This window comes from Streptomyces sp. SN-593, from assembly GCF_016756395.1.
Lineage (GTDB): Bacteria > Actinomycetota > Actinomycetes > Streptomycetales > Streptomycetaceae > Actinacidiphila > Actinacidiphila reveromycinica.
Genome location: NZ_AP018365.1, coordinates 1,761,332 through 1,785,156 on the forward strand (window position 1 = coordinate 1,761,332; position 23,825 = coordinate 1,785,156).

The window sequence follows — 23,825 nt, forward strand, 5'->3', positions numbered from 1 at the left end:
CCCCGCGCACCCCGCACCCCGCGCACCCCGCCTCCGTAAGCGACCCGCTTCCGTACACACATCCCGAGCCCGCACCCGCCGGGCTCCCCGCCCACCCACAGAAACGGTTCCCCATGACTCCTCGCGTGGTCCGCCCCGACGGGCGCGGCTTCCTGCTGTTCGACGCCCACCCGGCCGGCTGTGCCCGGTCCGTCGACGACCTGGCCGCCGAGGCGGGACCGCCCGCGCCGCCGCCCGCGCGCCGCCCGGTCGCCCTGATCATCGGCTCCAGCGCCGGGTACGGCCTCGCCGCCGCGGTGGCCGGGATCGTCCGGCACGGGATCGACGGCGTGGCGGTCTGCTTCGAGAAGCCGCCGACCGCCCGCCGGACCGGCGGCGCGGGCTGGTACCGCACCCGCCGGCTGGCCGAACTCGCCGCGGCGCACGGCAGCCGGCTGGAGTTCGTCAACGCCGACTGCTTCCTGGACAGCACCCGCGCACAGGTGCTCGCGCTGCTCGCCGAGCGGTTCGGCCCCGTCGACCACCTGATCCACAGCGTCGCCGCGCCGCGCCGCCCCGACCCCGCCACCGGGCGCACCCTGACGTCCGTGATCAAGCCCCTCGGCGCGCCCTACCGCGCCCTGACCCTGGCCTTCGGCGAGGAGGGCGCCCCGCTGCTGGCCGACGCGCAGATCGCGCCGGCCACCGAGGCGGAGCGGCAGGCGACCGTGCAGGTCATGGGCGGCCGGGACTGGGAGGACTGGGTCGGCGCGCTGGCCGGCCGGAACCTGCTCGGGCCGCGCTTCCGGACGGTGGCGCTGTCCTACGTCGGCCCGGAGGCGACCGCCCCGATCTACCGGCGCGGCACGATCGGCGCGGCGAAGGACGACCTGGAGGCGACCGCGCGCCGCCTCACCGGCGCGCTGCCGGCAAGTCGCGGCGGCGGCGCCTGGACCTCCGTCAACGGCGTGGCGGTGACCCCCGCCTCGATGGCCATCCCCGGCATCGCCCTGTACGCCGCGCTGCTGCGCCGGGTGCTGGGCGACGGCGTGGACGGCGTGCAGTCGCCGCTGCGCCAGATGGTCCGGCTGTGGGACCTGCTGGCCGCCGACGCCGAGCCGCCCACCGACGCCCTCGGCCGGATCCGGCTGGACGACTGGGAGTTGCGGCCCGAGGTGCAGCGGGAGGTCGCCGGCGCCTGGGACCGCGTGAGCGCCGCGCTCGACGCCGGCGGTCCCGCGCCCGCCGGCGGTCCCGCACCCTGGCTGGACGCGCACGCCGACACCGCCTGGCTGCGGCGCGAGTTGCTGCGCCTGTACGGCTTCGGCCTGCCCGGCGTGGACTACGACGCCCCGGTGGAGTCGGACCTCCCCTGGCCGGGTCCGTCCGTCCCGGCGACCGCCCTCCCGCCGGTCCCGGCGGCCACCTGACCACCCGGGCGGCCCGCCGCGGCCCACGACGACCCGCGGTGGGCCGCCCGCCGCGACCACCCTGCCCCCGGCCCGGCCCGGCAGCTCCCCGGCTGCCGGGCCGGCGGCGTCACCCCTTGACCGCGGCGGCGCGCTGGGCCCGCTGGGCCCGCATCCAGCGGACCGCCTCGGCCGCCGAGCGGGCGCCGCTGTCCGCCGTCGCGGGGCGGGGGGCGCCGCCCATGGCGGAGAAGAAGTCCTCGGTGCGGGCCGCGTCGCGGGCGACCTCCGCGATCATCCGCACCCGGTGCTCGGGCACGGACAGCCGGGCGGTGGACAGGGTGTCGTGGTAGTCGTCGATCAGCGCGTCGTACCGCTCGCGGGCGTAGGAGCGCAGCGCCAGGTCCAGCCGGGGCGCGTCCTCGGTGGTGCCCGCCACCCGGTCCGCCAGCATCTGGGCCTGGAGGAACGCGTGGGTGATGCCGCGGGCGGTGATGGAGTCGCGGTGGTGGCCGGCGTCGCCGACCAGCGCCCAGCCGGGACCGGCCGCCTCGCGGAAGAAGTTGCGCTGGTGGCCGGTGCCGCGCAGCCGCTCGGTGCAGCCGCCGTCGAGCATCCGCGCGTGCAGGTCCGGCGCGGTGGCGCGCACCGCCTCCAGGTAGGCCGCCTGCGCGTCCGTGCGCACCCGCGCGTACTCGTGCTGGGGGAAGTACGCCTGGACCAGCGTCTGCCCGTCGTCGGTGGGCACGGCGCCGATCCAGCGGTCCTGGGCCTCGTACAGCTCGAAGTGGTCGGCCGCGCCGTCCCAGAAGGCGTAGTAGACGCACGTCTTGGGCTCGTCCTCGATCAGGGTGCGGGCGCCGGCCAGCTCCGCGAGGGTGGAGCGCATGCCGTCCGCGCCGACCACCAGGCGGGCGCGCTCCTCGCAGCGGACGCCGCGGCTGCGCAGCCGGACGCCGGTGACCCGGTCGTCCTCGTCCCGCAGCAGGCCGTCCAGGGTGCAGGACGGCCGGAACTCGACGCCCGCGGCGACCGCGGCCTCGACCAGCAGCGCGTCCAGGGTGCTGCGGCGCGGCGCGTAGGCGGCGCCGACCCCGTCCACCGGGCGCGAGCAGCCCTCCAGGCGGACCGCGCCGATGGTGTAGCTGACCCGGTCCAGGGCCGGGCACCGCGCCGCGACCCGGTCCAGCAGCCCCCAGCGGCGCAGGTGCGCGACACCGCGCTGCTGGATGTAGAGGGTGGACATGGTGTCGCTCGGGAAGGAGGCGCGGTCCACCATCAGCACCCGGTGGCCGGCGCGGGCGAGCAGCAGGGCGGTCGCGGAGCCGGCGCAGCGCGCGCCGACCACGATCGCGTCGTACGGGACTTCAGACACGGCGTCGCTCTCCTGGGGGTTGCGTGGGCAGCGGGGTGTGCGGGGGGCGGGCGGCCAGCTCGTCGAGGGCCACCTCGACCGCGCGGGCGAGCTGGGTGTCCAGGCCGAGCGCGTGGTCGTGCGGGGCGATGGCGACCGGGACGTCCGGCCGCACCCCGCTGTTCTCCAGCGATCCGCCGACCCGGTCGAAGCGGTAGACGTACTCGGGCTGGGTGGTGATGGTGCCGTCGGCCAGCGGGAAGCGCGGTTCGGTGGCGATGACGCCGCCCCAGGTGCGGGTGCCGACCAGCGGGCCGAGGCCCATCTGCCGGAAGACGTGGGCGAAGATGTCGCCGTCGGAGCCGGTGTGCTCGTTGACCAGTGCGACCATCGGGCCGCGGGGGGCCTCGGCCGGGTAGGGCAGGGCGCCGTTCCAGCGGCCGAACTCGTAGCCCTGCCGGCGCCGGGCGAGCCGCTCCAGCACCAGCGGGGAGACGAAGCCGCCGCCGTTGAAGCGGACGTCGACGACGAGCGCCTCCCGGTCGTGCTCGGCGAGGAAGCCGCGCAGGAACTCCGCCCAGCCTCCGGCCAGCATGTCCGGCACGTGCAGGTAGCCGACCCGGCCGGCGGTGCCCGCGTGCACGTAGGCGCGGTTGTCCCGCACCCAGGCGCGGTAGCGCAGCACGGACTCGTCGGCCAGCGTGCGCACGGCGGCGCGGCGCGGCGGGGCGTCCGGGTCCGCGGCGGCGCGGACGGTGAGTTCGACGGCCTGCCCGGCCCGGCCGACCAGCAGTTCGTCCGGGCCGGCCGGGCCGGTCGGGACGCCGTCCACGGCCGTGATCAGGTCGCCGGGGCGGATGCCGGTGCCCGGGTCGAGAAGCGGGCTCGACGCCCGCGGGTGCCAGGGGTCGCCGGCCGGGATGCGGGCCACCCGCACGCCGCCGGGCCCGGGGGCCAGGTCGGCGCCGAGGAAGCCCTGCGCGTGGCGCTCCGGGCGCCGGTGGTCGCCGCCCAGCTCGTAGGCGTGCGACGCGCCGAGTTCGCCCTGCATCTCCCAGACGAGGTCGGACAGTTCGGCGCGGCTGCCGACCAGGTCGAGCAGCGGCAGGTACCGGCGGTGGACCGCCTCCCAGTCGAGCCCGGCCATGTCCGGGTCCCAGAAGTGCTCGCGCTGGAGCCGCCACGCCTCGCGGAACATCTGCCGCCACTCGCCCCGCGGGTGGACCGGTACCCGCACCCGGCCGAGGTCGGCCCAGCCGGAGGCTCGGCCGACCTCGCCGCCGGCGTCCCGGGGTTCCTCGCCCTCGCGGGGGTGGGCGGGCAGCACCCGCAGCCGGGCGCCGGCCTCGGCGAGCAGGGTCCGCGCGGCGGCGTCCAGGTGGACGGCGTCGACGCCCTCCACGTAGCGGGTGAGGGTCCCGTCGTCCAGTTGGTAGTGGTCCACCACGCCGGCCGGCTCCTCGGCGTCCTCCTCGACGGTGCCGGAGGGGTCGCCGACCAGCTCCGGCGGCGCGGACAGCAGCAGGACGCCGCCGTGCGTGCCGAGCACCTGCCGGTAGTCGCCCGGCGGCACCGGCAGGGCGGCGGCTCGGTGCGCGATGCCGTCGAGGTCGATCCCGGTGGGGGGCGGGTCGTCGCCGGCGGCTTCGGTGGCCGGCTCGACGGGGTCCGCGGTGGGGTCCGCGGTCGGGGCCGGCGTCCGGTACGCGGGTGTCCAGGGCAGCGCGGTGGCGGGCAGCAGCGGGACGGCGTAGGGGTGGCCGCCGTGCGGGAGGCCGAAGTCCAGGCCGATCCGGTCCTGCACGGTGGTCAGGTCGCGTTGCCCGATGAAGTACAGGTACCGGCCGTCCGGGTCGAACGAGGGCGCCCGGTCGCCCAGTACGGGCTCGGTGACGGCGCGGGTCACGCCGTCGGCGACGTCCGCGAGCCGGATCTCCGAGCGGTGCGGACCGCACGGCCACGCGTACGCCAGCCGCCGCCCGTCCGGCGACCAGGCGAGCCCGGTGATCGGGCCGTGCGGGCTGTGGTCGAGCCGCAGGTGCCGCAGGGGGGAGGTGCCGGGGGTGCCGGACGCATCGGACGTGCCGCCCGAGGCGGGGACGTCCGAGGCGGGGACGTCCGAGGCGGGGACGTCCGGGAAGGAGGCGTCCGAGGCGGGGGGAAGGCACAGCACGTGCAGCTCGTGGCGGTTGGTGGCCAGGGCGATCCAGTCGCCGGCCGGGGAGGCGGCCAGCTCGCCGACCCGGCCGAGGTCGGGGAGGGGCAACTCGGCGGGCGGCACCGGACGTTCGGTGTCCACCAGCGCCAGGTGCTCCGCGGGCCGCCCGTCCGCGGCCGCGGCCACCAGCCGGGTGCCGTCGGCGAGCCACACCGGCAGCCGGTAGCGGGTGCCGCACGGGTCGCCGTGCGCCCGGACCGGTCCCTGCCAGGGGTCGAGGGTGAACAGCCGTCCCCGCGAGGTGATCGCCAGCCGGGAGCCGTCGCCCGACAGCCCCTGCCCGTCGAGGTACTGCTCGGCGTCCACGAACCGGCGCTCCCACTGGGACCGGGTGAGCGGCGCCGCCACCTCCAGCGGACGCGCACGCCCCTGGGCGGGGTCCAGCAGGTGCAGCCGGGCCCCGCACTGGTAGACCAGCCGGGAGCCGTCGCCGGACAGCGCGCGGACGTAGTGGTCGCGGTGGTCGGTGTGCCGGGTCAGGCCGGTGCCGTCCGGACGGCAGGAGTAGACGTTCCCGGTGCCCTCGTGGTCGGAGACGAACCAGACCCGGCCGGCGGCCCAGCAGGGGAACGCGAGCGTGCCCGGCAGGTCCAGCAGGCGGCGGAAGACGGTGCCCTGCTGCTCGTCACCGACCCACAGCTCACCGGCCGTTCCGCCGCGGTAGCGCTTCCAGCGGGCCGGGTCGGTGGTGTTGCGGCCCAGCACCATGCGGCCGTCGCCGGCCACGTCCACGGCGGTGGCCGGACCGTACGGCAGCAGGCGCGGCAGGCCGCCGGCCGGGTCCACCGCGAACAGCCGCTGGCCGAAGCCGCGGGGCTGCCCGGCCGTGGAGGCGTAGAGCACCTCGCGGGTGCGGGGGTGCCAGCCCAGGACGGTGCAGCGGTCGGCCGCCTGGAACGTCAGGCGGCGGGCCGGGCCGCCCGGGACCGGCTGCACGTACACCTCCGCGGGGCCGTCCTGGGTGCCGGTGTAGGCGAGCAGCCGGCCGTCGGGCGACAGCCGCGGATGGCAGGACTCGCCGGCCCCCGCCGTCACCCGGGTGGCGACCGGCCGGTCCAGCGGCGCCAGCCACAGGTCGTCCTCGCAGACGAACGCGAGCAGCCCGGCGGCGAGCGAGGGCTGCCGCAGGTAGCCGCCGTCGGGCCCGCCGCCCCCGGCGGGGACGGGCCCCCGGCCGGGTGCCGGGGGCGGGGTCGGGGGCGGGGGCGTCATCGGGCGCCCCCGGGAAGGGCCCGGGCGGCCCGGGCGGCCAGCGCGCCGCGGTCCGTCTTGCGGTTGGCGTTGAGGGGGAACTCCTCCAGGTGGACGAAGGAGAGCGGGATCATGTAGCGGGGGAAGAACGCGGACAGCTCGTCGATCAGGTCCGCGGGCGGGCGGCGCCGGCCCAGGTAGAAGGCGACCAGCTCGTCGCCGACCGCCACGGCCACCGCGTCCTGCACCCCGGTGCAGCGGCGCAGCCCCCACTCGACCTCGGCGAGCTCCACCCGGACCCCGCGGATCTTCACCTGGTGGTCGCGCCGCCCGAGGTAGACGAGTTCGCCGTCGGGCCGCAGCCGCGCCAGGTCCCCGGTGCGGTACCAGCGTTCGCCGCCCAGCCGCAGGAACCGGCCCTCGTCGTCGCCCGGGTCGAGGTAGCCGGGCACCATCTGCGGCCCGCGCACGCACAGTTCGCCGCTCTCGGGGTCCGCGCGGCCGTCGGGGCCGACGAGCACCCACGGGGAGCCGGGGTGCAGGGTGCCGATCGGCACCACGTCGTTGACGCAGGCGTCGGGCGAGGTGCGGTCGTCCCAGCGGTGGGCGCTGCACGAGATGGTCAGCTCGGTGGGCCCGTAGAGGTTCTCCAGCCGGGAGTCCGGGGCCGCGGCCTGCCAGTCGGCGGCGTCGAACCGCAGCAGCGGCTCCCCGCAGAACAGGCTCAGCCGCAGCGTGGACAGGGCGCCGGGGACGAGCCGGCGCAGCCTCCGCACCAGCGAGATGACGCTCGGCGAGGAGAACCAGACGGTGATGCCGTGCTGGGCGACGAAGTCCGGCAGCGCCATGAACGCCTTCGGCGGCACCGTCACCAGGGTGCCGCCGCTCCCCCACGCGCAGAACAGGTCGAACATCGCCAGGTCGAAGGTGAGGTCGAAGGTCTGCGAGAACACGTCGTCCGCGGTGAAGGCGTACCGGTCGTGCACGTGCCGCAGGTAGGCGTCGACGTTGCGGTGCAGCACCGGCACGCCCTTGGGCCGGCCGGTGGAGCCGGAGGTGAACAGGATGTAGGCGACGTCGTCCGGCGCGGGGGTGAACGGACGGGCGAGGGGGGCGGCGTCGCCGTCGGCGTCGTCGCCGCTGTCGCTGTCGCCGATGACGGCCGCGGCGCCGAGTTCGTCGGCGAGCTCGGGCAGCAGGGCGCGGCCGGACGCGTCGACGAGCACGGCGTCCAGCCCGGCGGCGGCGATCATCCGGCGGTTGCGCTCGGCGGGGAAGTCGGGGTTGAGCGGCACCACGGCGGCTCCGGCGTAGCCGGCGGCGAGCACCCCCGCGTAGGCGAGTTCGCTGCGGGCGGCCAGCAGGCCGACCCGGCGCGGCCGGCCGCCGCAGGCGCGCACCAGGCTCCCGGCCAGGGCGAGGGCCCGCTCGTGCAGCCGCCGGTAGCTGTACCCGTGCGGGCCGATCCGCAGTGCCTCGGCGTCGGGGTCCCGCGCCACGCCGCGCAGGAACCAGCCGTGCAGGCAGCCCTCGGCGGTCACCGGGGCGAGGGTGTCGGTGGGTGGGGTCATGACGGTCCTCCGGTCGGACGCGGCGATGGACGGTGGCACGCACGTCCGGTGCGGACGGCGGATACGGGCGGCGGAAGCGGGCGGTACGGGAGCAGGGCGGCGGAAGCGGGCGGGTCGGGGCCGGGCCGGGGTCGGTCGGGGTCGGGCCGGGCGTTCCCGCCGTGCGGCGAAGGGCGGGGGACGAGGGTCGGGCGGGCCCCGGGGGCGGCGCTGCCCTACGCCGCCGCCGTCGGGCGGTCCGCGAGCGGGGGCGGGGGCGGGCCGGTGAGCACCGCGGTGCCGGCCAGGCCGTCGGGGTCCACGGCCAGGACCACGCCGGCGTCGTCCGGTCCCCAGTCCTCGGCGCGGGCGGCGGCCGCGGTGCGGGCGAGCTGGACGGCGGCGTGCGCGGTGTAGCAGTCGCCGATCCGCTCCTCGTCGAACAGCGGTGGCACCGGCAGCAGTCCGGCGACGGCTTCCCGGACGGCCGCGTCCACCCGGGGCTCGCCGGTGTGCCGGACGCAGATGCGGCGGACCCGGCCGGGCGGGATGCCGGCGCGGTCCAGCGCGTCGGCCAGCAGCCCGCGCAACTCGTCCGGGGCGGCCGGGTCGAGCGTGGCGGTGGCCACGGCGGCGACCCGGCACAGGGCGCTGCGGCCGGCGCTCGCCGCCACGTCGTCCCGCTCCACCACCAGGACGGCCGCGGCCTCGCCGAGCACCGCGTGCGGGCGGACCGCGGCCGCAAGCCACGCCTCGTGCCGCCCGTACTCCTCGGACGCGCCGACGAGCATGGTGTCCACGTGCCCGGCGCGCAGGGTCAGTTCGGCGGTGCGCAGCGCGTTCACGCCGGCCACCGGGCCGCCGGCGACGGTGGAGTTGGCGCCGCGCAGCCCGTGCCGGATGGCGACCGCCCCGGCCGCGGTGTTGATCACCAGGTTGGGGAAGGTCGCCGGGTCGACGTTGTAGGGGCGCGGCTGCGCGAAGGTCTCCGCGCCGAACACGACCGAGCCGCTGACGCTGCCGCAGAAGGTGCCGAGGGTGACCCCGACCGCGTCCTGGTTGGCCTCGGTGACGCGGACTCCGGCGTCCCGCAGGGCGGCGCCGCACGCCTCCATGGCCAGCAGGGTGCTGCGGTGGTTGTAGCGGACGGTGCGGCGGCCGAGCGCGGCGACCGGGTCGAAGCCGGTGACCGTGAAGGCGGACGGACCGGGATGGTCCTCGCCGACGGGCTGGGGGCCGCTCGGGCCCAGGTATCCGGTTCCGGTGACGACCAGGGTGTTCACGGTGCGCTCCCCAACATGACGATGGCGTTGTTGCCGCCGAACGCGAAGCCGTTGTTCTGCGCGACCCGCACCTCGGCGGGCCGGGACCGGTTGGGCACCGGGTCGAGGTCGGCGAAGGCGGGGTCGTGGGTGCGGTGGTTGACGGTGGGCGGCAGGAAGCCGTGGCGGATGCCGAGCGCGCACGCCGCGGCGCCGAAGCCGCTGGCCGCGCCCATGGTGTGGCCGAGCATGGACTTGATGGAGCTGACCGGCGGCGGGCGGTCGCCGAAGACGGTGCGCACCGCGGTGCTCTCGACCTGGTCGTTGGTGCGGGTGCCGGTGCCGTGGGCGCAGATGTAGTCGACCTGGTCGGGGCTGAGCCCGGCGCGCTTGTGCGCCAGGCGCATGCAGCGGGCGATGCTGTCCGCGTCGGGGGCGACCGGGTGGAGGGCGTCGCACGTCATCGCCCAGCCGAGCACCTCGGCGTAGATCCGCGCGCCGCGGGCCCGGGCGCCCTCCAGCGACTCCAGGACCAGCGCCACCCCGCCCTCGGCGGTGAGGATGCCGCTGCGGTCCTTGTCGAAGGGGCTGCACCGGTCGGTGGTGAGCGCGCCCAGCCGGTGGAAGCCGGCGTGCAGGAAGCGGTTGACGGAGTCGGCGCCGCCGGCCACCGCGACGTCCGCCTCGCCGAGCGTGATCAGGTCGTAGGCGTGGCCGAGGGCGTAGTTGCCGGCGGCGCACGCGGTGCCGAGGGTGACCGCCTCGCCGCGCAGGCCGAGTTCGGCGGCCACCGCCAGGCCGAGCCGGGAGGTGGGCAGTTTCCCGGCCGCGGCCCGGTCCGGCACGCCGAGGCCGTCGCGCTGCCAGGTCTCGGTGATGCCGACCAGGGGCAGCAGCTCGCCGGTGGTGGTGCCGACGACGGCCGCGGCGCGCGTTCCGGCCGGGTCGATCCCGGCGTCCTGGAACGCGAGCCGGGCCGCCGCGGCGGCGAACAGCGAGGAGCGGCCCCAGTCGTCCGGCGACAGCCGGCGCAGGATGTCCTGCGGCCGGAAGTCGCGCACCTCACCGGCGACCACGCGCTCGAAGCCGGTGGTGTCGAACGAGGTGATGGGCCCCACTCCGGAGCGGCCGTCGCGCAGCCCCTGGGTGAAGGAGGTGACGCCCACCCCTATCTCGGAGATGGGTCCGATGCCCGTGACGACGACGCGGCGGTTCACGGCCCGCTCACCAGCCCGCTGCCTGCGCGACGACCTCGTAGGTGTCGCGCAGCGTGGTCATCCGGCTGGACTCGGACTCGGCGATGCGGATGTCGTAGCGCTTCTCCAGGTGGGTGAGCAGTTCGATCGCCAGCAGCGAGTCGGTGCCCAGGTCGTCCACGAAGGACTCGGCGGCGGCGACCTCCTCGGCGGTGACGGAGAACAGGTCGGCGGCCATCGCGGCGATCTCGTCGAGCCGCAGTTCCTCGGTGGCGGTGCCGGTGGCGGTGGCGGTCTGTTCCATGACGCACTCCTCTTTCTCGCGGACTTCGACCCGGGCGGTCCGGGTGGTGGGGTGGTGGCCGGTCGGGGTCGTACGGGGCGGCTGGGCCGGGGCATCGGCCACGGCCCGGCCGGGGGCCTGCCGGGGTGCGGGCGGCGCCGGGGCACGGGTGTCGGCGGCGGCCACGGCGACCACCAGGCCGGCCTGGTGGGTGAGCGAGATGACGATGTCGCCCACCCCGCGCTCCTCGGCCAGTTGCCGGGCGCCGCGGTGCAGGACGACCGCGGGGGCGCCGAAGCGGTCGCTGGCCACCTCGATGTCCCGCCAGTTCAGGCCCTGGCCGAAGCCGCGGCCGAGCAGCTTGCAGGTGGCCTCCTTGACGCAGAAGCGTCCGGCCAGCCATTCCTCGTAGCGCTCGCGGCCGAGGTCGCGGGCGCCGGCGAGCTCGTTCTCGGTGAACAGCACGCGCGGGTAGCGGTGGTGGTGCGCCACCCGGGAGAACCGGGACACCGACATCAGGTCCACACCGATCCTCATGCCTCCTCCCGCACCGCGGCCCGGATACGGGCGCCCAACTCGGTCCGGCGGCGGTCCTCCCCGGCACGCCAGGCGCGGAACTCGTCCCGGCGCCGGGTCCAGTAGCGTGCGGTGCGCCAGGTGCCGACGGTGTAGGAGTCGTACGGGCAGCGCATCCGGCTGAGTTCGCTCAGCTCGTCGCGGGAGTGGAGCATCGTGTTGTGCTCCAGCACCTGGTCCACGACGACCTCCATGTTCAGCTCGTCGTACAGGTAGGCGCGGGCGGCGTTGATGGTCGGCGGGCCGAACCCGCCGCGGTAGCGCGGCAGCATCGCGAAGGACAGCTCGCAGCTCTGGCTGCGCCAGTCCACGTCGGTGATCCACAGGAAGCCGATCACCTGGCCGCCGGGGCGGCACGCGGTGAAGATGCGCTTGGTGTGCTGCTCCTCGGCGATCGTGCGCAACTGGCCCCGGTCGAGGGCGTCGTCGCCGGTGGTGACGGCGAAGTCGGTGAGGTTGGCCTGGAAGCTGTCCTCGCGCAGCAGGGCGGTGCGCAGCGGGACGTCCTGTTCCTGGAAGTGCCGGATGATGATCTTCACTGCGGTTCCAGCCGTAGGTGGTGGACGAGGGCGTCGTGGTAGTCGCCGGAGCGGTACCAGTGGTCGCGCAGCCGGCCGGTCTCGGCGAAACCGGACGAGGCGAGGGCCTCGCGGGCGGGCTCGGCGGTGCCGGTGACCGCGACCAGGGACAGGTGCCGGCGGTAGACCCGCAGGAACTCCGCCAGGGCCAGCACGGGGGCCGGGTCGGCGCCGGTGGTGGCGATCTCGGCCTGGCGCGGGTTGTCCGGGTTGGGCCGGGCACCGAGCAGGGTGTCCCCGCAGGCGTAGACGGTGGCGCGGTGCCGGGCGAGCAGGCGGCCGATCAGCGCGTCGTTCTGCGTGACCGGGTCCAGGCCGAGGAAGCCGCGGACACCGGCGGCCCGCAGCCGGACCGCCGCCTCGGCGGGGGCGAGCGGCGTGATCGCGGTGTCAGGCATCGCGCAGCACCGCCCAGATCTCGCGGTCCACGGCGCGGCCCTCGTGCCACAGCGCCTGCGGCCACCTCGCCTCGCGGACGAAGCCGGCCGCCGCGAGCGGTTCGGGGTCGGTGCCCGGCAGCGGGGTGAACGCCCCGTGCACGCGGCGCAGTCCGAGGACGTCGAAGGCGTGGGTGACGGCCAGGGCCAGCACCTCCTTGGCGCGGGGGGCCGCGTCCGGGAGCAGCCCGGTCTCCAGCCGGGCGCGGCGGGCGATCCAGTCGATCGCGGTGAAGCGGACGACGCCGACGCCGTCGGCGACGCACAGCCGCTCGTCGGCGTCCTGCCCGGGCCCGCCGGGGGCGGGCACCTCGGCGGGCACGGCCAGGGCGGGCCGGCCGGGCAGGGGCAGGCCGAGCAGCTCGCCCGGTGTCCAGTGGCCGTGCAGCAGGTCGTGGTCGGTGTCGCGGTAGCCGCGCAGTCTCATGGCCGGTCCTTCCACAGCTGCGAGAAGTAGTGGTAGCCGCGGCGGCGGCCGTCGCGCAGCACGACGCCGTCGAGCAGGCCCTCGTCGTTCAGGCCCAGGCCGCGCAGCACCCGGGTCCAGCGCTCGTCGAAGTCGCCGGCGCGCACGGTCAGCCGCACCACCTCGGTGCGCAGCCGCAGCGCGGCCACCACCTCGCGGTAGGCCGACTGCCACTGCTCGTCGCTCAGGCGGGCGCTCAGCCGCAGGTCGAGCAGGTGGTGGCAGGCGTGCTCGGCGCCCATCGGCTCGGCCGCCCACAGGCCGGCCGGGCGGCCGTCGGCGGTGATCAGGTGGGTCTCGTCGCCGAGCAGCGCGGTGATGCCGGCCTGGGCGAGGGTCTCGGGCTGGGCGGTGCGGAAGAAGAACTCCGGTTCGGTGAACAGCTCCCACACCGCCGGGTGGTCGGCCGCGGTGACGCGGTGCCCGGCCCACCGGGTGGGGGGCGCGGCGGTGCGGGAGGCGGTGTCGTGACGGGTCGTCATGTCGGCTCCTCGGTGGTCTCGGGGCCGTGCGCCACCAGGCGCGGCCGCAGGGCCGCCCGGCTCGCGGCCGGCAGCCCGGTGACCAGGCTGGCGGCGGCGGCGACGGCCATGGTCCAGTACAGGGCGGTGACGTCGTGCCGGGCGTGGACGACCGACCAGCCGATCACCAGTACCGCCGCGAAGTAGCCGGCGTTGAGCAGCACCGCGAGCAGGCCGCGGCCGACCTGTTCCATCACGGTGAGCACGCAGAGCATCACGCCGGTGCAGCCGAACACCGGTCCGACGACGGCGAGGAAGTGCCGCGCCTGGTGGGCGACGGCCGGGTCGCCGGACAGCAGGCCCGCCAGCGGGCCGCCGGCGGCCAGCATCACCACGGTGACCAGGGCGTATCCCGCGGCGGCCAGCAGCAGGCCGCGCCGGAAGACGGTCCGGGCCGCGGCCGGACGGCCGCCGGACAGCTGGTGGTTCATCAGCACCGAGACCGCCGAGCCGAAGCCGACGGCCGGCACGATGACGGCGGTCTGCACGGTGGAGCCGACGGTGAAGCCCGCCACCACGTCCGGCCCGAAGGGCGCGACGATCCGCAGCAGCAGCAGGTTGACCACGGCCAGCACGATCGAGGAGGCGCCGACGGGCAGGCCCACCCGCAGCAGGATGCCGGGCGTGCCCGGCATCCAGCCGGCCCGCCCCGCTGCGCGGCCGACGATCCCGGCGCGGGCCAGCACCGCCAGGCCCAGGAGGAGTTCCACCAGGCCGGCCGCCCCCGCTGCGCACGGCACCACCATGAGCCCGCCGCCGAGCACCGGCCCGGCCACCACGATCGAGCCGAGGTTGAGCGCCACGTACAGGGCGGTGACGGCGGCGGCCGTACCGGTCCTGCCCATGCCGCGCAGCACCGACGAGGTCAGCTCGCCGAGCATCCCGAGGACGGCGGCCCCGGCCATCGCGGCGAGGAAGACGTGGAAGGTGCCGCTGCGGCCGGGCTCGATCTCCACCGCCTCGCCGAGCGGTCCGGCGAGCAGCACCAGCAGTCCGCCCAGGGCGACCAGGACGGCGGTGCCCACCCGGGCGATGCTGCCGAGGTGGCGCCGGACCAGGGCGGGGGTGCCGCGGCCGACCGCCTGCGCGGTGCACACCTGGACGGTGACGCCCAGGCCCGTGGTGACCGCGAGGAACAGGTAGGCGATCGGCGTGTACACCGAGCGGACGTACAGCGCGTCGCTGCCGATCCGCCCGATCAGGCCGGTCACCACGAGCTGCGAGCCGATGCCGGTGGCCGTGGACAGCACCATCGGCAGGGCGATGCGCAGGATGCGGCGGTAGGAGACGGCCTCGGCGGCGGCCGACGGGGCCGGCCCGGGCCGGTCGCCGGCCGGGGGCGCGCCCGGCCGGTCGTCGCGGACGGCGCTCATGCGGCGGCGCTCCTTCGTCCGGGGCCGTCGCCGGCCCGTTCCAGCGCGGCCGGGTCGGCGGCGCGCAGCAGCAGCCAGCCCTCACGGTGCGGGCCGCGCGTGTGCAGCAGCACCCGCTCGCCGGCGGCGATCGACCCGGAGTCCAGCGCCGCGCCCAGACGCGTCCAGCCGTCGCAGGCGCGGGGGCCGCCGAAGCGGTGGTCGGCGGCCAGCGCGTGCGGGCCGGGCGCCCCCTCGCCGAGCGCGAGCACCTCCAGCGGGCCGGGGCCGCGCCGCACCCGCAGGGCGACCGCCGTCGCCGGTTCCAGGCCGGTCCTGGCGTCGGCGAACATCTCCTCGTCGCAGATCAGCGCGGTGGCGCCGGCGACGGGGTCGGCGGCCCAGGCGAGCAGGTCGAACACGAGGGTGCCGCCGAGCTCGTCGAGGTGGGTGACGCCGGTGTCGGGGCCGGCCCATCCGGCCTCGTGCACCAGCCGGGCCAGCGTGGCGACGTAGGGGTCGGGCAGCGGCCCGGAGCGTACGTAGAACAGCGGTTGGGGCTCGGGCGGCGCGCCGAGGGCGGCCAGCGCGAGGGTGCTGACGTCCTTGCCGTCGCCGGGGTCGGTGAGCATCTCCAGGCGGTGCGCCGGTATGCCCTTCAGCTCCGCGACCGCCTGCACCAGCGGCAGCAGGTCGTCGGTGTCGGCCAGCCCGCTCACCGGCCGGTAGCACGGCTGTTCCTGCACCGACACCGCCAGGGCGGTGACGGACAGCGGGAGGGTGGCGCACCCGCCGGCGGGGGGCCCGGCGGGGACCCCCTGGGCGGGGGCCTCGGCGGGGCGCGGATCAGGCATCGGCGTCTCCCGCCAGGTATCCCTTGGCGACGTGCAGCCGCTGGATGTTGCCGGTGCCCTCCATGAACTCGAAGGCGCACACGTCGCGGCTCCACTTCTCCAGCAGCGGGTGCTCCAGCAGCCCGGCCGGGCCGAGCGAGGCGCAGGCCCAGTGGGAGATCTCGACGGCCATCCGGGTGGCGGCCAGCTTGGCCACGTTGGACAGGTAGCCGCGCTCGGGGTCGCGGTCGATGCGGGCTGCGGCCTCGTAGACCAGTTCCCTGGCCGCCTCGGTGCGGTGCAGCGCCACCTGCGCGCCGGGCGCGTTCTTGCGGTGCTCGACGACGTACTCGGTCATGGCCAGCGCGGTGCCGACCGCGGCCGCGGCCACCTGGATGCGCATGTTGTGGAAGGTCTTGATGGCGCCCCACATGCCGCGCCGGGTGACCGGCAGGTGCCGGCCCAGCAGCATGTCCCCGGCCACCGGCACGCCGTCGAAGCGCAGTTCGCTCAGGTAGGCGCCGCGCAGCCCGACCATGTCGAGCCGCTCGCCCTGCCAGCCGGGACCGCCCGGCTCCACCAGGGCGGCGCGGATCGACAGCGCCGAGGGCCCGGTGCGGGCGAAGACCACGCCGATCCCGCCGCGGGCGCCGTTGCCGATGTAGCGCTTGTGCCCGTACAGCCGCCATCCGTCGCCGTCGCGCTCCAGCCGGGTCTCCATGGCGGTCGCGTCGTTGCCGCGGCCGGGCTCGGTCATGGCGAAGAAGGTGTGGGTGCGGCCGCCGTGCAGCTTGGTGAAGAACCGCTCCTGCTGCTGCTCGTCGCCGAGCATCCGGACCACGACACCGGCCAGCGCCGGGCCGGGGCAGGCCAGGATCATGCCGGCGTCGCCGCGGGCGAGTTCCAGCGTGCCCACCACGTTCTCCAGGCAGGAGTCCTCGTCCAGCAGGCCGTCGCCGAGCCCGGGCACCGTCTCGCGGTAGGGCTCGGGGGTGCCGGCCCGGCGCATCAGCGCGAAGGTCGGCGAGTCGAAGTGCGCTTCCATCGCGTCCGGGTCCGCGTCCACCGACAGGGCCCGGGCCCGCAGGTCCTCGGCCGCCTCCCGGGCGGCGTCCCGGATCGCGTGCAGTCTGGTGCCGAACTCGATCATTCTCCCGCTCCCTCGCCCGCGGCCCAGGTGTTCGCCACCAGGGCGGATACGTACAGCGCCCGCGCCGGGTGGTCGGCGATGTAGCCCATGGCGCCGAAGAGCCTGGCCACCTCCCAGCCCAGGGCGTCCAGGCGCCGGTGCAGGTCGTCCACGGCGGCCGGGTCCTGCCGGCTCTCGGTGTACGCCCGCAGCAGCTCGATCTCGGCGATGGCGTCGGCCACCGCGCCGGTCACCATCTGCTTGCGCAGCAGCGGCTCGCCGCCGCCGGTCCGGGCCGACAGCTCCTCGACGGCCAGGTCCAGCAGCCTGCGGACCAGGCCGAGCCGGACCGCGGCCAGCCGGCGGCCGACCTCGGTCACCCGCGGCCCGCCGGCGCCCTGCCCGGCGCACGCCACGAACACGACGCCCTCCCGGTCGGCCAGGTCGTGGGTGCGCACCGCCGCGCCCGCCGGCGCCCGCCGGGCGCTGACGGCGGCGTGGCGGCCGGGCGCGGTCGCGGTCACGTCCACCCCGGACAGGGCGGCCTCCAGACCGGCGGCGAGCCCTTCGTGCCGCGCGGTGCTCTCGCATTCCTGCAACAACGTGCTCATCAGTCCTCCGCGACTTCGACGACGAACGCCTGGAAGTAGGCGCCCTGTCCGAGTGAGACCAGGGCGCAGCGGTCACCGGGACGCAGCCTGCCCTGCCGGTCGGCGTGGTCCAAGGCCATGACGGCGTCCGCCCCGAAGTTGTGGCCCTGGACGGGGATCAGATCCAGGCAGATCCGCTCCCGGGGGATGCCCGAGGCGCTGCTGAAGGTGCGCCAGAACATCCGGTTGGACAGGTGCGGCATCACCCAGTCGATGTCACCCAGCTCCAGCCCGGACCGCCGGGCCGCGTCGCGCACGGTGACCACCGCCTGCTCGGCGCAGACCTTGCCGAACAGCGCGAACTCCTCGGGGGTCATCCGCAGGTTGCTGTGGAAGCGGGCGTCCCGGCCGGCCGCGCCGCCGAGGTAGCGGTAGCGGGCGGGCCGGTCCGGCCCGGTGTGCTGGAGCACGAACGCCACCACGCCGTCGCCGCCGACCGTCATGCCGGGCACGAACCGCGAGCGGTCGTTGATGCTCCCGTGGTCGCCGCCCAGCACCAGCACCCGCTCGTCCGGGCCGGCGCCGGGCCGGCCGAGGAACGCCCGCCCCAGCTCCACGGCCCGCAGTACCGAGGTGCAGTTGATGTGCGACAGGCCGTAGAAGCGGGCGCCGGGCAGGCCCAGGGCCTGCCGCAGCCGGTCGGGGAACCCGCCGCGGTAGCCGAGCTCCTGGGTGAGCAGGGTGTGCCCGTACAGCACCAGGTCGGCGCCGCGGCCGGCGAGCGCGGCCCGGCCGGCCGCGGCCAGCAGGTCCTCGGTGCGCTCGCCGGGGGCCAGCACGGGGCTGTCGCCCAGGCCGTACACCTTGCGGAACATCTTGCGTTCGGTGGTGCCGCGGTCCAGCCGGACCAGCACGTCGTCGACCGGCTCGGTGCGGCCGGGCAGCCGGACCGCGATGCCGGACAGGCCGGTGGTCATGGCAGTCGGTCCTCCTCCGGTGCGCCGGCGGGCACCAGCAGGCAACTGTGGAAGCGGCCGGCGGCACTGTCGTGGTCGGCGAGCAGCAGCGGCTCGGTGAGCGGCAGCCGCCGGCCGAGCTCGGCCCACACGCCGGTGCAGCACGCCTCGTCGGGGGCCGCCGTGACCCGGTCGGCGACCGGGCTGCCCGCCACCGCGGCGGCCAGCGAGGGGCCGATCAGGACGGCCGGCCCGCCGTGCGCGGCCACGGCCTGCTCCAGCGCCTCGGCGGGGGTGGGGTCGTCCTCCTCCCGGGTGCGGACCTCGTCCAGTGCCGTCACGAGCACGTCGCCGTCGCCGTCGCCGTCGAGCGCGAGCAGCACCGCCGCGTCCGGGCGACGCTGCACCTCCTCGTTCGCCTCCCACACCGCCGCGTTCTGGTCGTAGACGAACAGCGCGCCGTGCCGCAGTTCGCCGAGCCGGGCCATGCCGTCGGCGATCCGCAGGGCGGTGAAGGGGGCGCCCGGACCCTGTTCGGCGACCGAGCAGGGCACCGGAGCGCCGGGGAGCTGGGCCAGGTAGCAGCCGGCCACGTCCGAGTAGTAGAGGTCGGGCGACTGGTAGGCCAGCAGCACCGCGTCGAGCTCGGGCAGCGGTTCGGGCAGCCGGGTCAGCAGCCGGTCGCTCATGGCGATGAAGCTGTTGCCGGTGCGGGCCAGGAACGACGCGAACTCGTCGGCCCTGCCGTAGGCCCGCAGCATGTCCTGGGCCAGCCTGACGTCCCCGCCGATCAGCGGTTGGGACCGCTCCCGGAACACCTCGTGGACGACACCGGACAGCCGGACCCCGGCCGGCTGCGGCGCGGTGCCGCGCGTGTCCGGGCGCGTCAGCGTCTTCAGCGGGGCCATGGCGTCAGACCGCCGCGGTCTTCGCGAACCCGGCCTGGATGTAGTCCGTGAGGCTGCCGACGGTGCGGAACACCTCCGGCTCCAGCTCGTCCGGGTCGATCTCCAGCGCGATGGTGTCCTCCAGGCCCATCAGGAGCTCGATGACGCTGGTGGAGTCCAGCGCGAGGTCCTCGAACAGCCGGGACTCCTCGGTGAGTCCGGGCACGTCCCGGTTGAGGACGGTGGACAGGGCGATACGGACGTGGTTGATGATCTGCGTGCGGTCCATCTCGGTCTCACTTCCCAGGAGTGGTGACGGTGGTCGGGTCGAGCAGGTGCTGGGGGCGCAGCAGGTCCTCGGGCTGGTCGCGGTCGCGCACCAGGTGGGCGCGGCCGCCCGTGACCAGGACCTCGGCGGGGAAGCCGTGGCTGAGGAAGTTGCCGGGCGAGGCGGACGGGCCGTAGGCGCCCGAGCGCGTGACCCCGATCAGGTCGCCGGGCCGCAACTGCGGCAGCAGGGCGTGCTTGAGCAGGGTGTCGTTGGGGGTGCACAGCGGGCCGGTGACGTTCCACGGCTCCAGTTCGCCCTCGTCGGGCTCGCCGTCGTGGTCGAGGGCGACCGCGGGGAAGTTCCGCTTGACGAAGGAGCCGATGCCGACCGCGGCCATGTGGTGGTGCGTGCCGCCGTCGGCGACCGCGAACCGCTCGCCCATCGACTCCTTGACGTAGCGCACGCCCAGCACGTAGACACCGGCGCGGCCGGCCAGGAAGCGGCCGGACTCCATGATCAGCCGGGTGCCCGGGCGGTGGGAGGCGAACTCCTCCAGCATCGGGTTGAGGACCTCGGCCACCGACTTGGGGTCGATGTCCTCCTCGCCGTCGAAGTAGGCCACGCCCAGGCCGCCGCCGATGTCCACCGCGTCCAGCCGGATGCCGGTGGCGTTCACCACCCGCTCGGCCAGGTCGAGGATGTAGCGGGTGTTCTTCCCCACCACCTCGGCGTCCAGGATGCGGGTGCCCATGTAGACGTGCACCCCGGCGACGTCGGCGTGCCGGTACTTCGCCGCCAGGTCGCCGGCGGCCAGCACCTCGGCCTCGTCGATGCCGAACTGGCGGGGCTTGCCGCCCATGGTGAGCCGGGAGCCCTGCACGGCCACCGCGGGGTTGACCCGCAGCAGCACCCGCTGGCGCACGCCCCGCTCGCCGGCCAGCTCCTCGATGCGGTCCAGCTCGGCGAAGGACTCCACCACGATCGCGTAGATGCCCTCCTCCAGGCAGGCGACCAGCTCGCGCTCGCTCTTGCCGGGGCCGAGGAAGATGATGTCGTGCGCGGGGGTGCCGGCCAGCACCGCGGTGCGCAGCTCGACCAGCGAGGAGACCTCGGCGCGGGCGCCGCCGGCCTTCAGGGTGTGGTAGACGCTGATGTTGGGGTTGGACTTGAGCGAGAAGAACACCTCGATCGCCGGGTGCAGCGCGTCGCGCAGTCCGGTGATCGCCTCGGTGAGGACTTCCGCGTCGTAGACGTACAGCGGGGTGCCGAACTGCTCGGCGAGTTCGCGGTACTCGATGCCCTGGACCTTCACTGCGGTCCGCTCCTTCCGCCCGTCGGGGGGCTCGTCGTCGTCATCGCCCGGCCATCTCCGTCAGGCGCCGGTCCGCCTCCTGGCGCAGCGCCAGGGCCGCGTCGGCGGTGTCGGCGACGCACACGGCGTAGAGCCGGCCGTGGAAGTCGCCGTCGGTCCTCGCGGCCGCGTTGAGGGTCGCGAAGTTGTTGATGAGCACGCCGGTCCGCCCGGAGCCGTCGAAGAGCAGCTCGCCGAGGGCGCCGGCCACCTCGTCGAAGCCGTGCACCCGCGACGGCCGCAGGCCGAACGTGGCGGCGATCGCGTGCGCGCCCTCGGGGATGAACCGCTCGGCGATCCGGCTCTGGTACGTGGACATGTTGAACCGGGCGTTGATCTCCAGGCACGGGTAGAGGGTGCCGTCCGGGCCGAGCATCGCGTCCACGCCGACCATGCCGAAGTAGCCCTCGGCGTGCAGCGCCTTGCCGATGGTCCGCGTGGCGTGGTGCAGCTCCTCCACGGCGGCTGGCGGCAGGTCCACCGGGAAGCGGTGCCCCTGGTGCACGTTGTTCTTCAGCACCGCGGCCTTGACCGTCTCGAACCGCACCTCGCCGCCGCGGGCCACCACCAACTGGTAGTTGAGGTCCTGGGCGCGCTCGATCCAGCTCTCCACCACCAGGTTGGCCGGCGCCTGCGGCCCGCGCCGCTCGATCAGCCGCAGCAGCCGGGCCGCGCCGCGCTCGTCCTCCACCACGACCATGCCGCGGCCGGAGACGCCCAGCGACTCCTTGACCACCGCCCGGCCGCCGGAGGCCAGGTGGGCCTCCAGGGCGCCGCGCAGTTCGCCGACGGTCTCCACGACGGTGCCGGGGACCGCGTTCAGGCCGGTCTCCAGCACCAGGCGGTGGCTGAACACCTTGCCGTTGACGGCCTTGCAGGTGGCGGCGTCCGGGCCGGCCAGCGGCAGGCCGGTGGCCGCGGACAGCCGCTCCTCGGCGGCCGAGATGCCCAGCGGCATCAGGTAGGTGCGGCCGTCCGCGAGCGCCCGCAGCGACTCCAGCAGGCGCGGCGAGACGAGTGCGTCCTCGGTGACCATCCGGGCGGGGTCGCTGTTCTCCGCCGACAGGGTGCTGCCGGCGGCGGCACCGAGCGACCCCAGGTAGCCGGCGAACCGCTCGTCCATGGGGGCCTTGAGGACGACGACGTCGCCCTCGCCGGCCAGCAGGACGCCCATCTCCTCCATGCGGTTGACGGTCGCGCCGGCGAAGGCGATGCCGGCGCCGGGCAGCTTGGGCTCGCCGGCCGCCCAACTGCGCTCGACCTCGAAGTTGTTGACGAACACGAACCTCGCGCCGGGATCACCGGTGAGGTCGCGCTTGAGCCGTTCGACGAAATTCATGGTGCACTCCTTTCTCCGACCTGGACGACGGTCGCCGCGAATGCCGCGCCGAGACCGGCGGACACCATCAGCACGAGGTCCCCCGGGGATATCCGCGCACCGTCACGAGCCGCCGCCAGATTGATGAAGGGGTCGGAACTGAAGCAGTGCCCGAGTTTCGGGACGTTGTCCAGATAGACCCGGTCGACGGGGATCTTGAGCTCGGCGCAGATCTTCTTCCACGACAGCCGGTTGACGTTGTGGGGGAGAATCGCGGCGATGTCCGCCGATGCGATCCCCGCGTCCTCGACGGCCTCGCGCATGACCGCGCTCAGGCTGTCGGCGTACATGTGCTTGTATTCCATCCGCAGGTCGTCGGGGCAGGCCAGGCACTGGTAGAAGCGGCCCTGGACGTCCACCGCGCGCCCGAGGATGCGGTCGCCGGACGGGTCCCCGCCGACCAGGACGGCGGCGGCGGCCTCGCCCATCACCGTGGTCTCGGGGATGAGGTGGATGCGGTGCGAAAGGATCTTGTCGCCGGTGACGACGAGGACCTTGTCGTCGGGGTGGGCGCCGTCCAGCAGGAACCGGGCGATCTGGAGCGCGTACAGCCCGACCACGCAGTTCATGTGGGACAGCCCGAACACGGCGGCGTTGCGCAGCCCGAGCCGGCGCCGCACCTCCTCCAGCGTGTGCTGGGACGGCGGGGCGGCGTGCTGCATGGTGTGCGCGTGCACCAGGTACCGGACCTTGTCCCGGTCGGTGTCCCCGAGCGCGTCCTCGCCGGCCGAGGTGAGCATGTCGGCCAGTTCGACGCCGGGGGCGACCGCGACCCGGTCGAGCCCGAGGAACCGGGTGAACAGGAGCACCTGGCTGGGCGTCAGGTCGAGCGGCTCGCCCAGTTCCTGGACGGAGGTACTCGTCTCCGGCACGAATGCGCCGACCCGTTCGAGATAGAGCACAGTTCTCTCGCCTTCTGGAGGGAGGCCATGGTCGAGGGCCCGGGGGCATGGCGCCGGCAGGAAATCCCGCCGGCGCCGTGCCACCGGTCTGCGATCAGGCGGCCTTGACGGCAACCTTCGACGCCGCCTTCACGGCCGACTTGACGGCGACCTTGGTCGCGGCCTTCGTCGCGGCCTTGGTGGCGGCCTTCGTCGCGGCCTTCGTCGCGGACTTGGTCGCAGCCTTGGTCGCGGCCTTGACGGCAACCTTGGACGCGGTCTTCGCAGCAACCTTCGCCATGGTGATTCCCCATTTCCCTTCGGTGGTGTCCGGTGCTCTGCGCTCCGGACTGAGATCAGTGAACCGTCGGAACCGGGGTCCGGCCCAGGAAGTTCGACGGGCACATGGACCGGAACATCCCGGGGAATCCGGCACCGGAAATCGGGGCGGTATCACCGGGCCGCCCTAATTCCGCGCGGCGGCCCGCGGACACCTCACACGCGTCGCCGGAGAATCATCGCGTCACACCCGCCACAATCGTTACCGGGCCGGCGTACGGGCGCGCGCTTGGCAGGAATGTGCGAGGCAGTTTCCTGGCGTCCGCAGCACCGGACAACGGGCGGACGGGGGTGGTTATCTCTTCCCAAGGGGCGCCGCCGACCCGGCCGGAGCCCCCGCACCTCCCCCGCGCCTCCCGCACTTCCGGCGCTTCCCGCACTCCGGCACCTTCCGCACCGCCGTACCGCCGCACCGCCGACCGGCACGCGGTTCCACCGCGTGGGACAGCACTCCCGACCATGACCCGTCCGCGCCCCCGAAGAGGAGTTCCCCATGAAGCTCACGCACCGCGCCGCATTCGTCACCCTCGGCAACATCACGGCTCTCGCCCTCGCGCTGGCCTTCGCCGCGACGCTCACCGGCGGCTCCCCCGCCCACGGCCACCGCACGGCCCTGGGGCTCACGACCCAGGCCCCCGCGCACGCCTCGGCCCACCGGCACCCGGCCGGCCAACTGCCGGGCACGGCCATGTCCCCCGACGACTTCGTGTGGCCGTGACCGGCGCCCACCCGCGGCACCCCGGACCACACGGCGGCACGGCCGATGCGCGCGGCGACACGGACCGCGCGCGGGCCAACGCCGCCGGCGCACGGGGCGGCACGGCCGGCTCACCGAACG

General features: G+C 75.4%; 22 protein-coding genes and 1 pseudogene. 2 read left to right on the top strand and 21 right to left on the bottom strand.

What is annotated here, in order from left to right; all coding sequences use genetic code 11:
• The first annotated feature begins 113 nt into the window (after positions 1-113).
• Positions 114-1,409: an enoyl-[acyl-carrier-protein] reductase FabV gene (locus RVR_RS07360; protein ID WP_202233077.1), complete on the top strand. Its 1,296-nt coding sequence runs from the start codon at positions 114-116 to the stop codon at positions 1,407-1,409.
• 109 nt (positions 1,410-1,518) lie between these two features.
• On the opposite strand, the gene RVR_RS07365 is transcribed toward RVR_RS07360, so the two are convergent.
• From RVR_RS07365 to RVR_RS07465, 21 genes and pseudogenes are all read right to left on the bottom strand, one after another.
• Entirely contained in the window at positions 1,519-2,763 is a 1,245-nt protein-coding gene (locus RVR_RS07365; RefSeq protein WP_202233078.1) for an NAD(P)/FAD-dependent oxidoreductase, read from the bottom strand.
• On the bottom strand, positions 2,756-6,172 hold the full coding sequence (locus RVR_RS07370; protein ID WP_202233079.1) for a S41 family peptidase: 3,417 nt from the start codon (positions 6,170-6,172) through the stop codon (positions 2,756-2,758). Before RVR_RS07370 ends, RVR_RS07365 begins: the two co-directional genes overlap by 8 nt.
• Positions 6,169-7,722 (bottom strand): amino acid adenylation domain-containing protein, encoded by a 1,554-nt coding sequence (locus RVR_RS07375; protein ID WP_202233080.1) that lies wholly within the window; start codon positions 7,720-7,722, stop codon positions 6,169-6,171. The genes RVR_RS07370 and RVR_RS07375 overlap by 4 nt, the downstream gene beginning before the upstream one ends.
• Positions 7,723-7,937: 215 nt before the next feature.
• The gene (locus tag RVR_RS07380) at positions 7,938-8,984 is read right to left on the bottom strand and encodes a beta-ketoacyl synthase N-terminal-like domain-containing protein (protein WP_202233081.1); all 1,047 of its coding nucleotides are present in this window, start codon (positions 8,982-8,984) and stop codon (positions 7,938-7,940) included.
• The gene (locus RVR_RS07385) at positions 8,981-10,180 is read right to left on the bottom strand and encodes a beta-ketoacyl-[acyl-carrier-protein] synthase family protein (protein WP_202233082.1); all 1,200 of its coding nucleotides are present in this window, start codon (positions 10,178-10,180) and stop codon (positions 8,981-8,983) included. Before RVR_RS07385 ends, RVR_RS07380 begins: the two co-directional genes overlap by 4 nt.
• Positions 10,181-10,187: 7 nt before the next feature.
• Positions 10,188-10,979 carry a holo-ACP synthase gene (gene acpS, locus RVR_RS07390; RefSeq protein ID WP_202233083.1) on the bottom strand — a complete coding sequence of 264 codons (792 nt, stop codon included), beginning with the start codon at positions 10,977-10,979 and terminating at the stop codon, positions 10,188-10,190.
• Complete coding sequence (locus tag RVR_RS07395) at positions 10,976-11,557, bottom strand: GNAT family N-acetyltransferase (RefSeq protein WP_202233084.1); 582 nt, start codon at positions 11,555-11,557, stop codon at positions 10,976-10,978. Before RVR_RS07395 ends, acpS begins: the two co-directional genes overlap by 4 nt.
• Positions 11,554-11,994 carry a hypothetical protein gene (locus RVR_RS07400; RefSeq protein WP_202233085.1) on the bottom strand — a complete coding sequence of 147 codons (441 nt, stop codon included), beginning with the start codon at positions 11,992-11,994 and terminating at the stop codon, positions 11,554-11,556. Before RVR_RS07400 ends, RVR_RS07395 begins: the two co-directional genes overlap by 4 nt.
• Positions 11,987-12,460 (bottom strand): GNAT family N-acetyltransferase, encoded by a 474-nt coding sequence (locus RVR_RS07405; RefSeq protein ID WP_202233086.1) that lies wholly within the window; start codon positions 12,458-12,460, stop codon positions 11,987-11,989. The genes RVR_RS07400 and RVR_RS07405 overlap by 8 nt, the downstream gene beginning before the upstream one ends.
• A complete protein-coding gene (locus RVR_RS07410) occupies positions 12,457-12,981 on the bottom strand; it encodes a hypothetical protein (RefSeq protein ID WP_202233087.1) in 525 nt (174 codons plus the stop codon). The genes RVR_RS07405 and RVR_RS07410 overlap by 4 nt, the downstream gene beginning before the upstream one ends.
• Entirely contained in the window at positions 12,978-14,393 is a 1,416-nt protein-coding gene (locus tag RVR_RS07415; protein ID WP_202233088.1) for an MATE family efflux transporter, read from the bottom strand. Before RVR_RS07415 ends, RVR_RS07410 begins: the two co-directional genes overlap by 4 nt.
• The gene (locus RVR_RS07420; RefSeq protein ID WP_202233089.1) at positions 14,390-15,226 is read right to left on the bottom strand and encodes a hypothetical protein; all 837 of its coding nucleotides are present in this window, start codon (positions 15,224-15,226) and stop codon (positions 14,390-14,392) included. The genes RVR_RS07415 and RVR_RS07420 overlap by 4 nt, the downstream gene beginning before the upstream one ends.
• Positions 15,219-16,355 carry an acyl-CoA dehydrogenase family protein gene (locus tag RVR_RS07425; RefSeq protein WP_202233090.1) on the bottom strand — a complete coding sequence of 379 codons (1,137 nt, stop codon included), beginning with the start codon at positions 16,353-16,355 and terminating at the stop codon, positions 15,219-15,221. The genes RVR_RS07420 and RVR_RS07425 overlap by 8 nt, the downstream gene beginning before the upstream one ends.
• A complete protein-coding gene (locus tag RVR_RS07430) occupies positions 16,352-16,945 on the bottom strand; it encodes an acyl-CoA dehydrogenase family protein (RefSeq protein ID WP_202233091.1) in 594 nt (197 codons plus the stop codon). The genes RVR_RS07425 and RVR_RS07430 overlap by 4 nt, the downstream gene beginning before the upstream one ends.
• Positions 16,945-17,901: a 3-oxoacyl-[acyl-carrier-protein] synthase III C-terminal domain-containing protein gene (locus RVR_RS07435; RefSeq protein WP_202233092.1), complete on the bottom strand. Its 957-nt coding sequence runs from the start codon at positions 17,899-17,901 to the stop codon at positions 16,945-16,947. Before RVR_RS07435 ends, RVR_RS07430 begins: the two co-directional genes overlap by 1 nt.
• Complete coding sequence (locus RVR_RS07440) at positions 17,898-18,788, bottom strand: hypothetical protein (RefSeq protein WP_202233093.1); 891 nt, start codon at positions 18,786-18,788, stop codon at positions 17,898-17,900. Before RVR_RS07440 ends, RVR_RS07435 begins: the two co-directional genes overlap by 4 nt.
• A gap of 4 nt (positions 18,789-18,792) precedes the next feature.
• Entirely contained in the window at positions 18,793-19,056 is a 264-nt protein-coding gene (locus RVR_RS07445; protein ID WP_202233094.1) for an acyl carrier protein, read from the bottom strand.
• Positions 19,057-19,063: 7 nt separating this feature from the next.
• A pseudogene (lysA, locus tag RVR_RS07450) lies at positions 19,064-20,353 on the bottom strand (diaminopimelate decarboxylase); the annotation flags it as partial.
• Positions 20,354-20,390: 37 nt separating this feature from the next.
• Entirely contained in the window at positions 20,391-21,728 is a 1,338-nt protein-coding gene (locus tag RVR_RS07455) for a preATP grasp domain-containing protein (protein WP_202233096.1), read from the bottom strand.
• Positions 21,725-22,669: a 3-oxoacyl-ACP synthase III family protein gene (locus RVR_RS07460; protein ID WP_202233097.1), complete on the bottom strand. Its 945-nt coding sequence runs from the start codon at positions 22,667-22,669 to the stop codon at positions 21,725-21,727. Before RVR_RS07460 ends, RVR_RS07455 begins: the two co-directional genes overlap by 4 nt.
• 94 nt (positions 22,670-22,763) lie before the next feature.
• A complete protein-coding gene (locus tag RVR_RS07465) occupies positions 22,764-22,949 on the bottom strand; it encodes a hypothetical protein (protein ID WP_202233098.1) in 186 nt (61 codons plus the stop codon).
• Between the two features lie 531 nt (positions 22,950-23,480).
• On the opposite strand from RVR_RS07465, the gene RVR_RS07470 reads away from it, so the two are divergent.
• Positions 23,481-23,705: a hypothetical protein gene (locus RVR_RS07470; protein WP_202233099.1), complete on the top strand. Its 225-nt coding sequence runs from the start codon at positions 23,481-23,483 to the stop codon at positions 23,703-23,705.
• Positions 23,706-23,825 lie beyond the last annotated feature (120 nt).

Bases quoted from the DNA above. Each gene is read 5' to 3' on its own strand.
- RVR_RS07425 (WP_202233090.1), bottom strand. From the start codon at position 16,355: ATGATCGAGTTCGGCACCAGACTGCACGCGATCCGGGACGCCGCCCGG.
- RVR_RS07370 (WP_202233079.1), bottom strand. From the start codon at position 6,172: ATGACGCCCCCGCCCCCGACCCCGCCCCCGGCACCCGGCCGGGGGCCC.
- RVR_RS07455 (WP_202233096.1), bottom strand. From the start codon at position 21,728: ATGAATTTCGTCGAACGGCTCAAGCGCGACCTCACCGGTGATCCCGGC.
- RVR_RS07445 (WP_202233094.1), bottom strand. From the start codon at position 19,056: ATGGACCGCACGCAGATCATCAACCACGTCCGTATCGCCCTGTCCACC.
- RVR_RS07470 (WP_202233099.1), top strand. From the start codon at position 23,481: ATGAAGCTCACGCACCGCGCCGCATTCGTCACCCTCGGCAACATCACG.
- RVR_RS07375 (WP_202233080.1), bottom strand. From the start codon at position 7,722: ATGACCCCACCCACCGACACCCTCGCCCCGGTGACCGCCGAGGGCTGC.
- RVR_RS07360 (WP_202233077.1), top strand. From the start codon at position 114: ATGACTCCTCGCGTGGTCCGCCCCGACGGGCGCGGCTTCCTGCTGTTC.
- RVR_RS07435 (WP_202233092.1), bottom strand. From the start codon at position 17,901: ATGACCACCGGCCTGTCCGGCATCGCGGTCCGGCTGCCCGGCCGCACC.
- RVR_RS07415 (WP_202233088.1), bottom strand. From the start codon at position 14,393: ATGAGCGCCGTCCGCGACGACCGGCCGGGCGCGCCCCCGGCCGGCGAC.
- RVR_RS07420 (WP_202233089.1), bottom strand. From the start codon at position 15,226: ATGCCTGATCCGCGCCCCGCCGAGGCCCCCGCCCAGGGGGTCCCCGCC.
- acpS (WP_202233083.1), bottom strand. From the start codon at position 10,979: ATGAGGATCGGTGTGGACCTGATGTCGGTGTCCCGGTTCTCCCGGGTG.
- RVR_RS07410 (WP_202233087.1), bottom strand. From the start codon at position 12,981: ATGACGACCCGTCACGACACCGCCTCCCGCACCGCCGCGCCCCCCACC.
- RVR_RS07430 (WP_202233091.1), bottom strand. From the start codon at position 16,945: ATGAGCACGTTGTTGCAGGAATGCGAGAGCACCGCGCGGCACGAAGGG.
- RVR_RS07465 (WP_202233098.1), bottom strand. From the start codon at position 22,949: ATGGCGAAGGTTGCTGCGAAGACCGCGTCCAAGGTTGCCGTCAAGGCC.
- RVR_RS07400 (WP_202233085.1), bottom strand. From the start codon at position 11,994: ATGCCTGACACCGCGATCACGCCGCTCGCCCCCGCCGAGGCGGCGGTC.
- RVR_RS07405 (WP_202233086.1), bottom strand. From the start codon at position 12,460: ATGAGACTGCGCGGCTACCGCGACACCGACCACGACCTGCTGCACGGC.
- RVR_RS07440 (WP_202233093.1), bottom strand. From the start codon at position 18,788: ATGGCCCCGCTGAAGACGCTGACGCGCCCGGACACGCGCGGCACCGCG.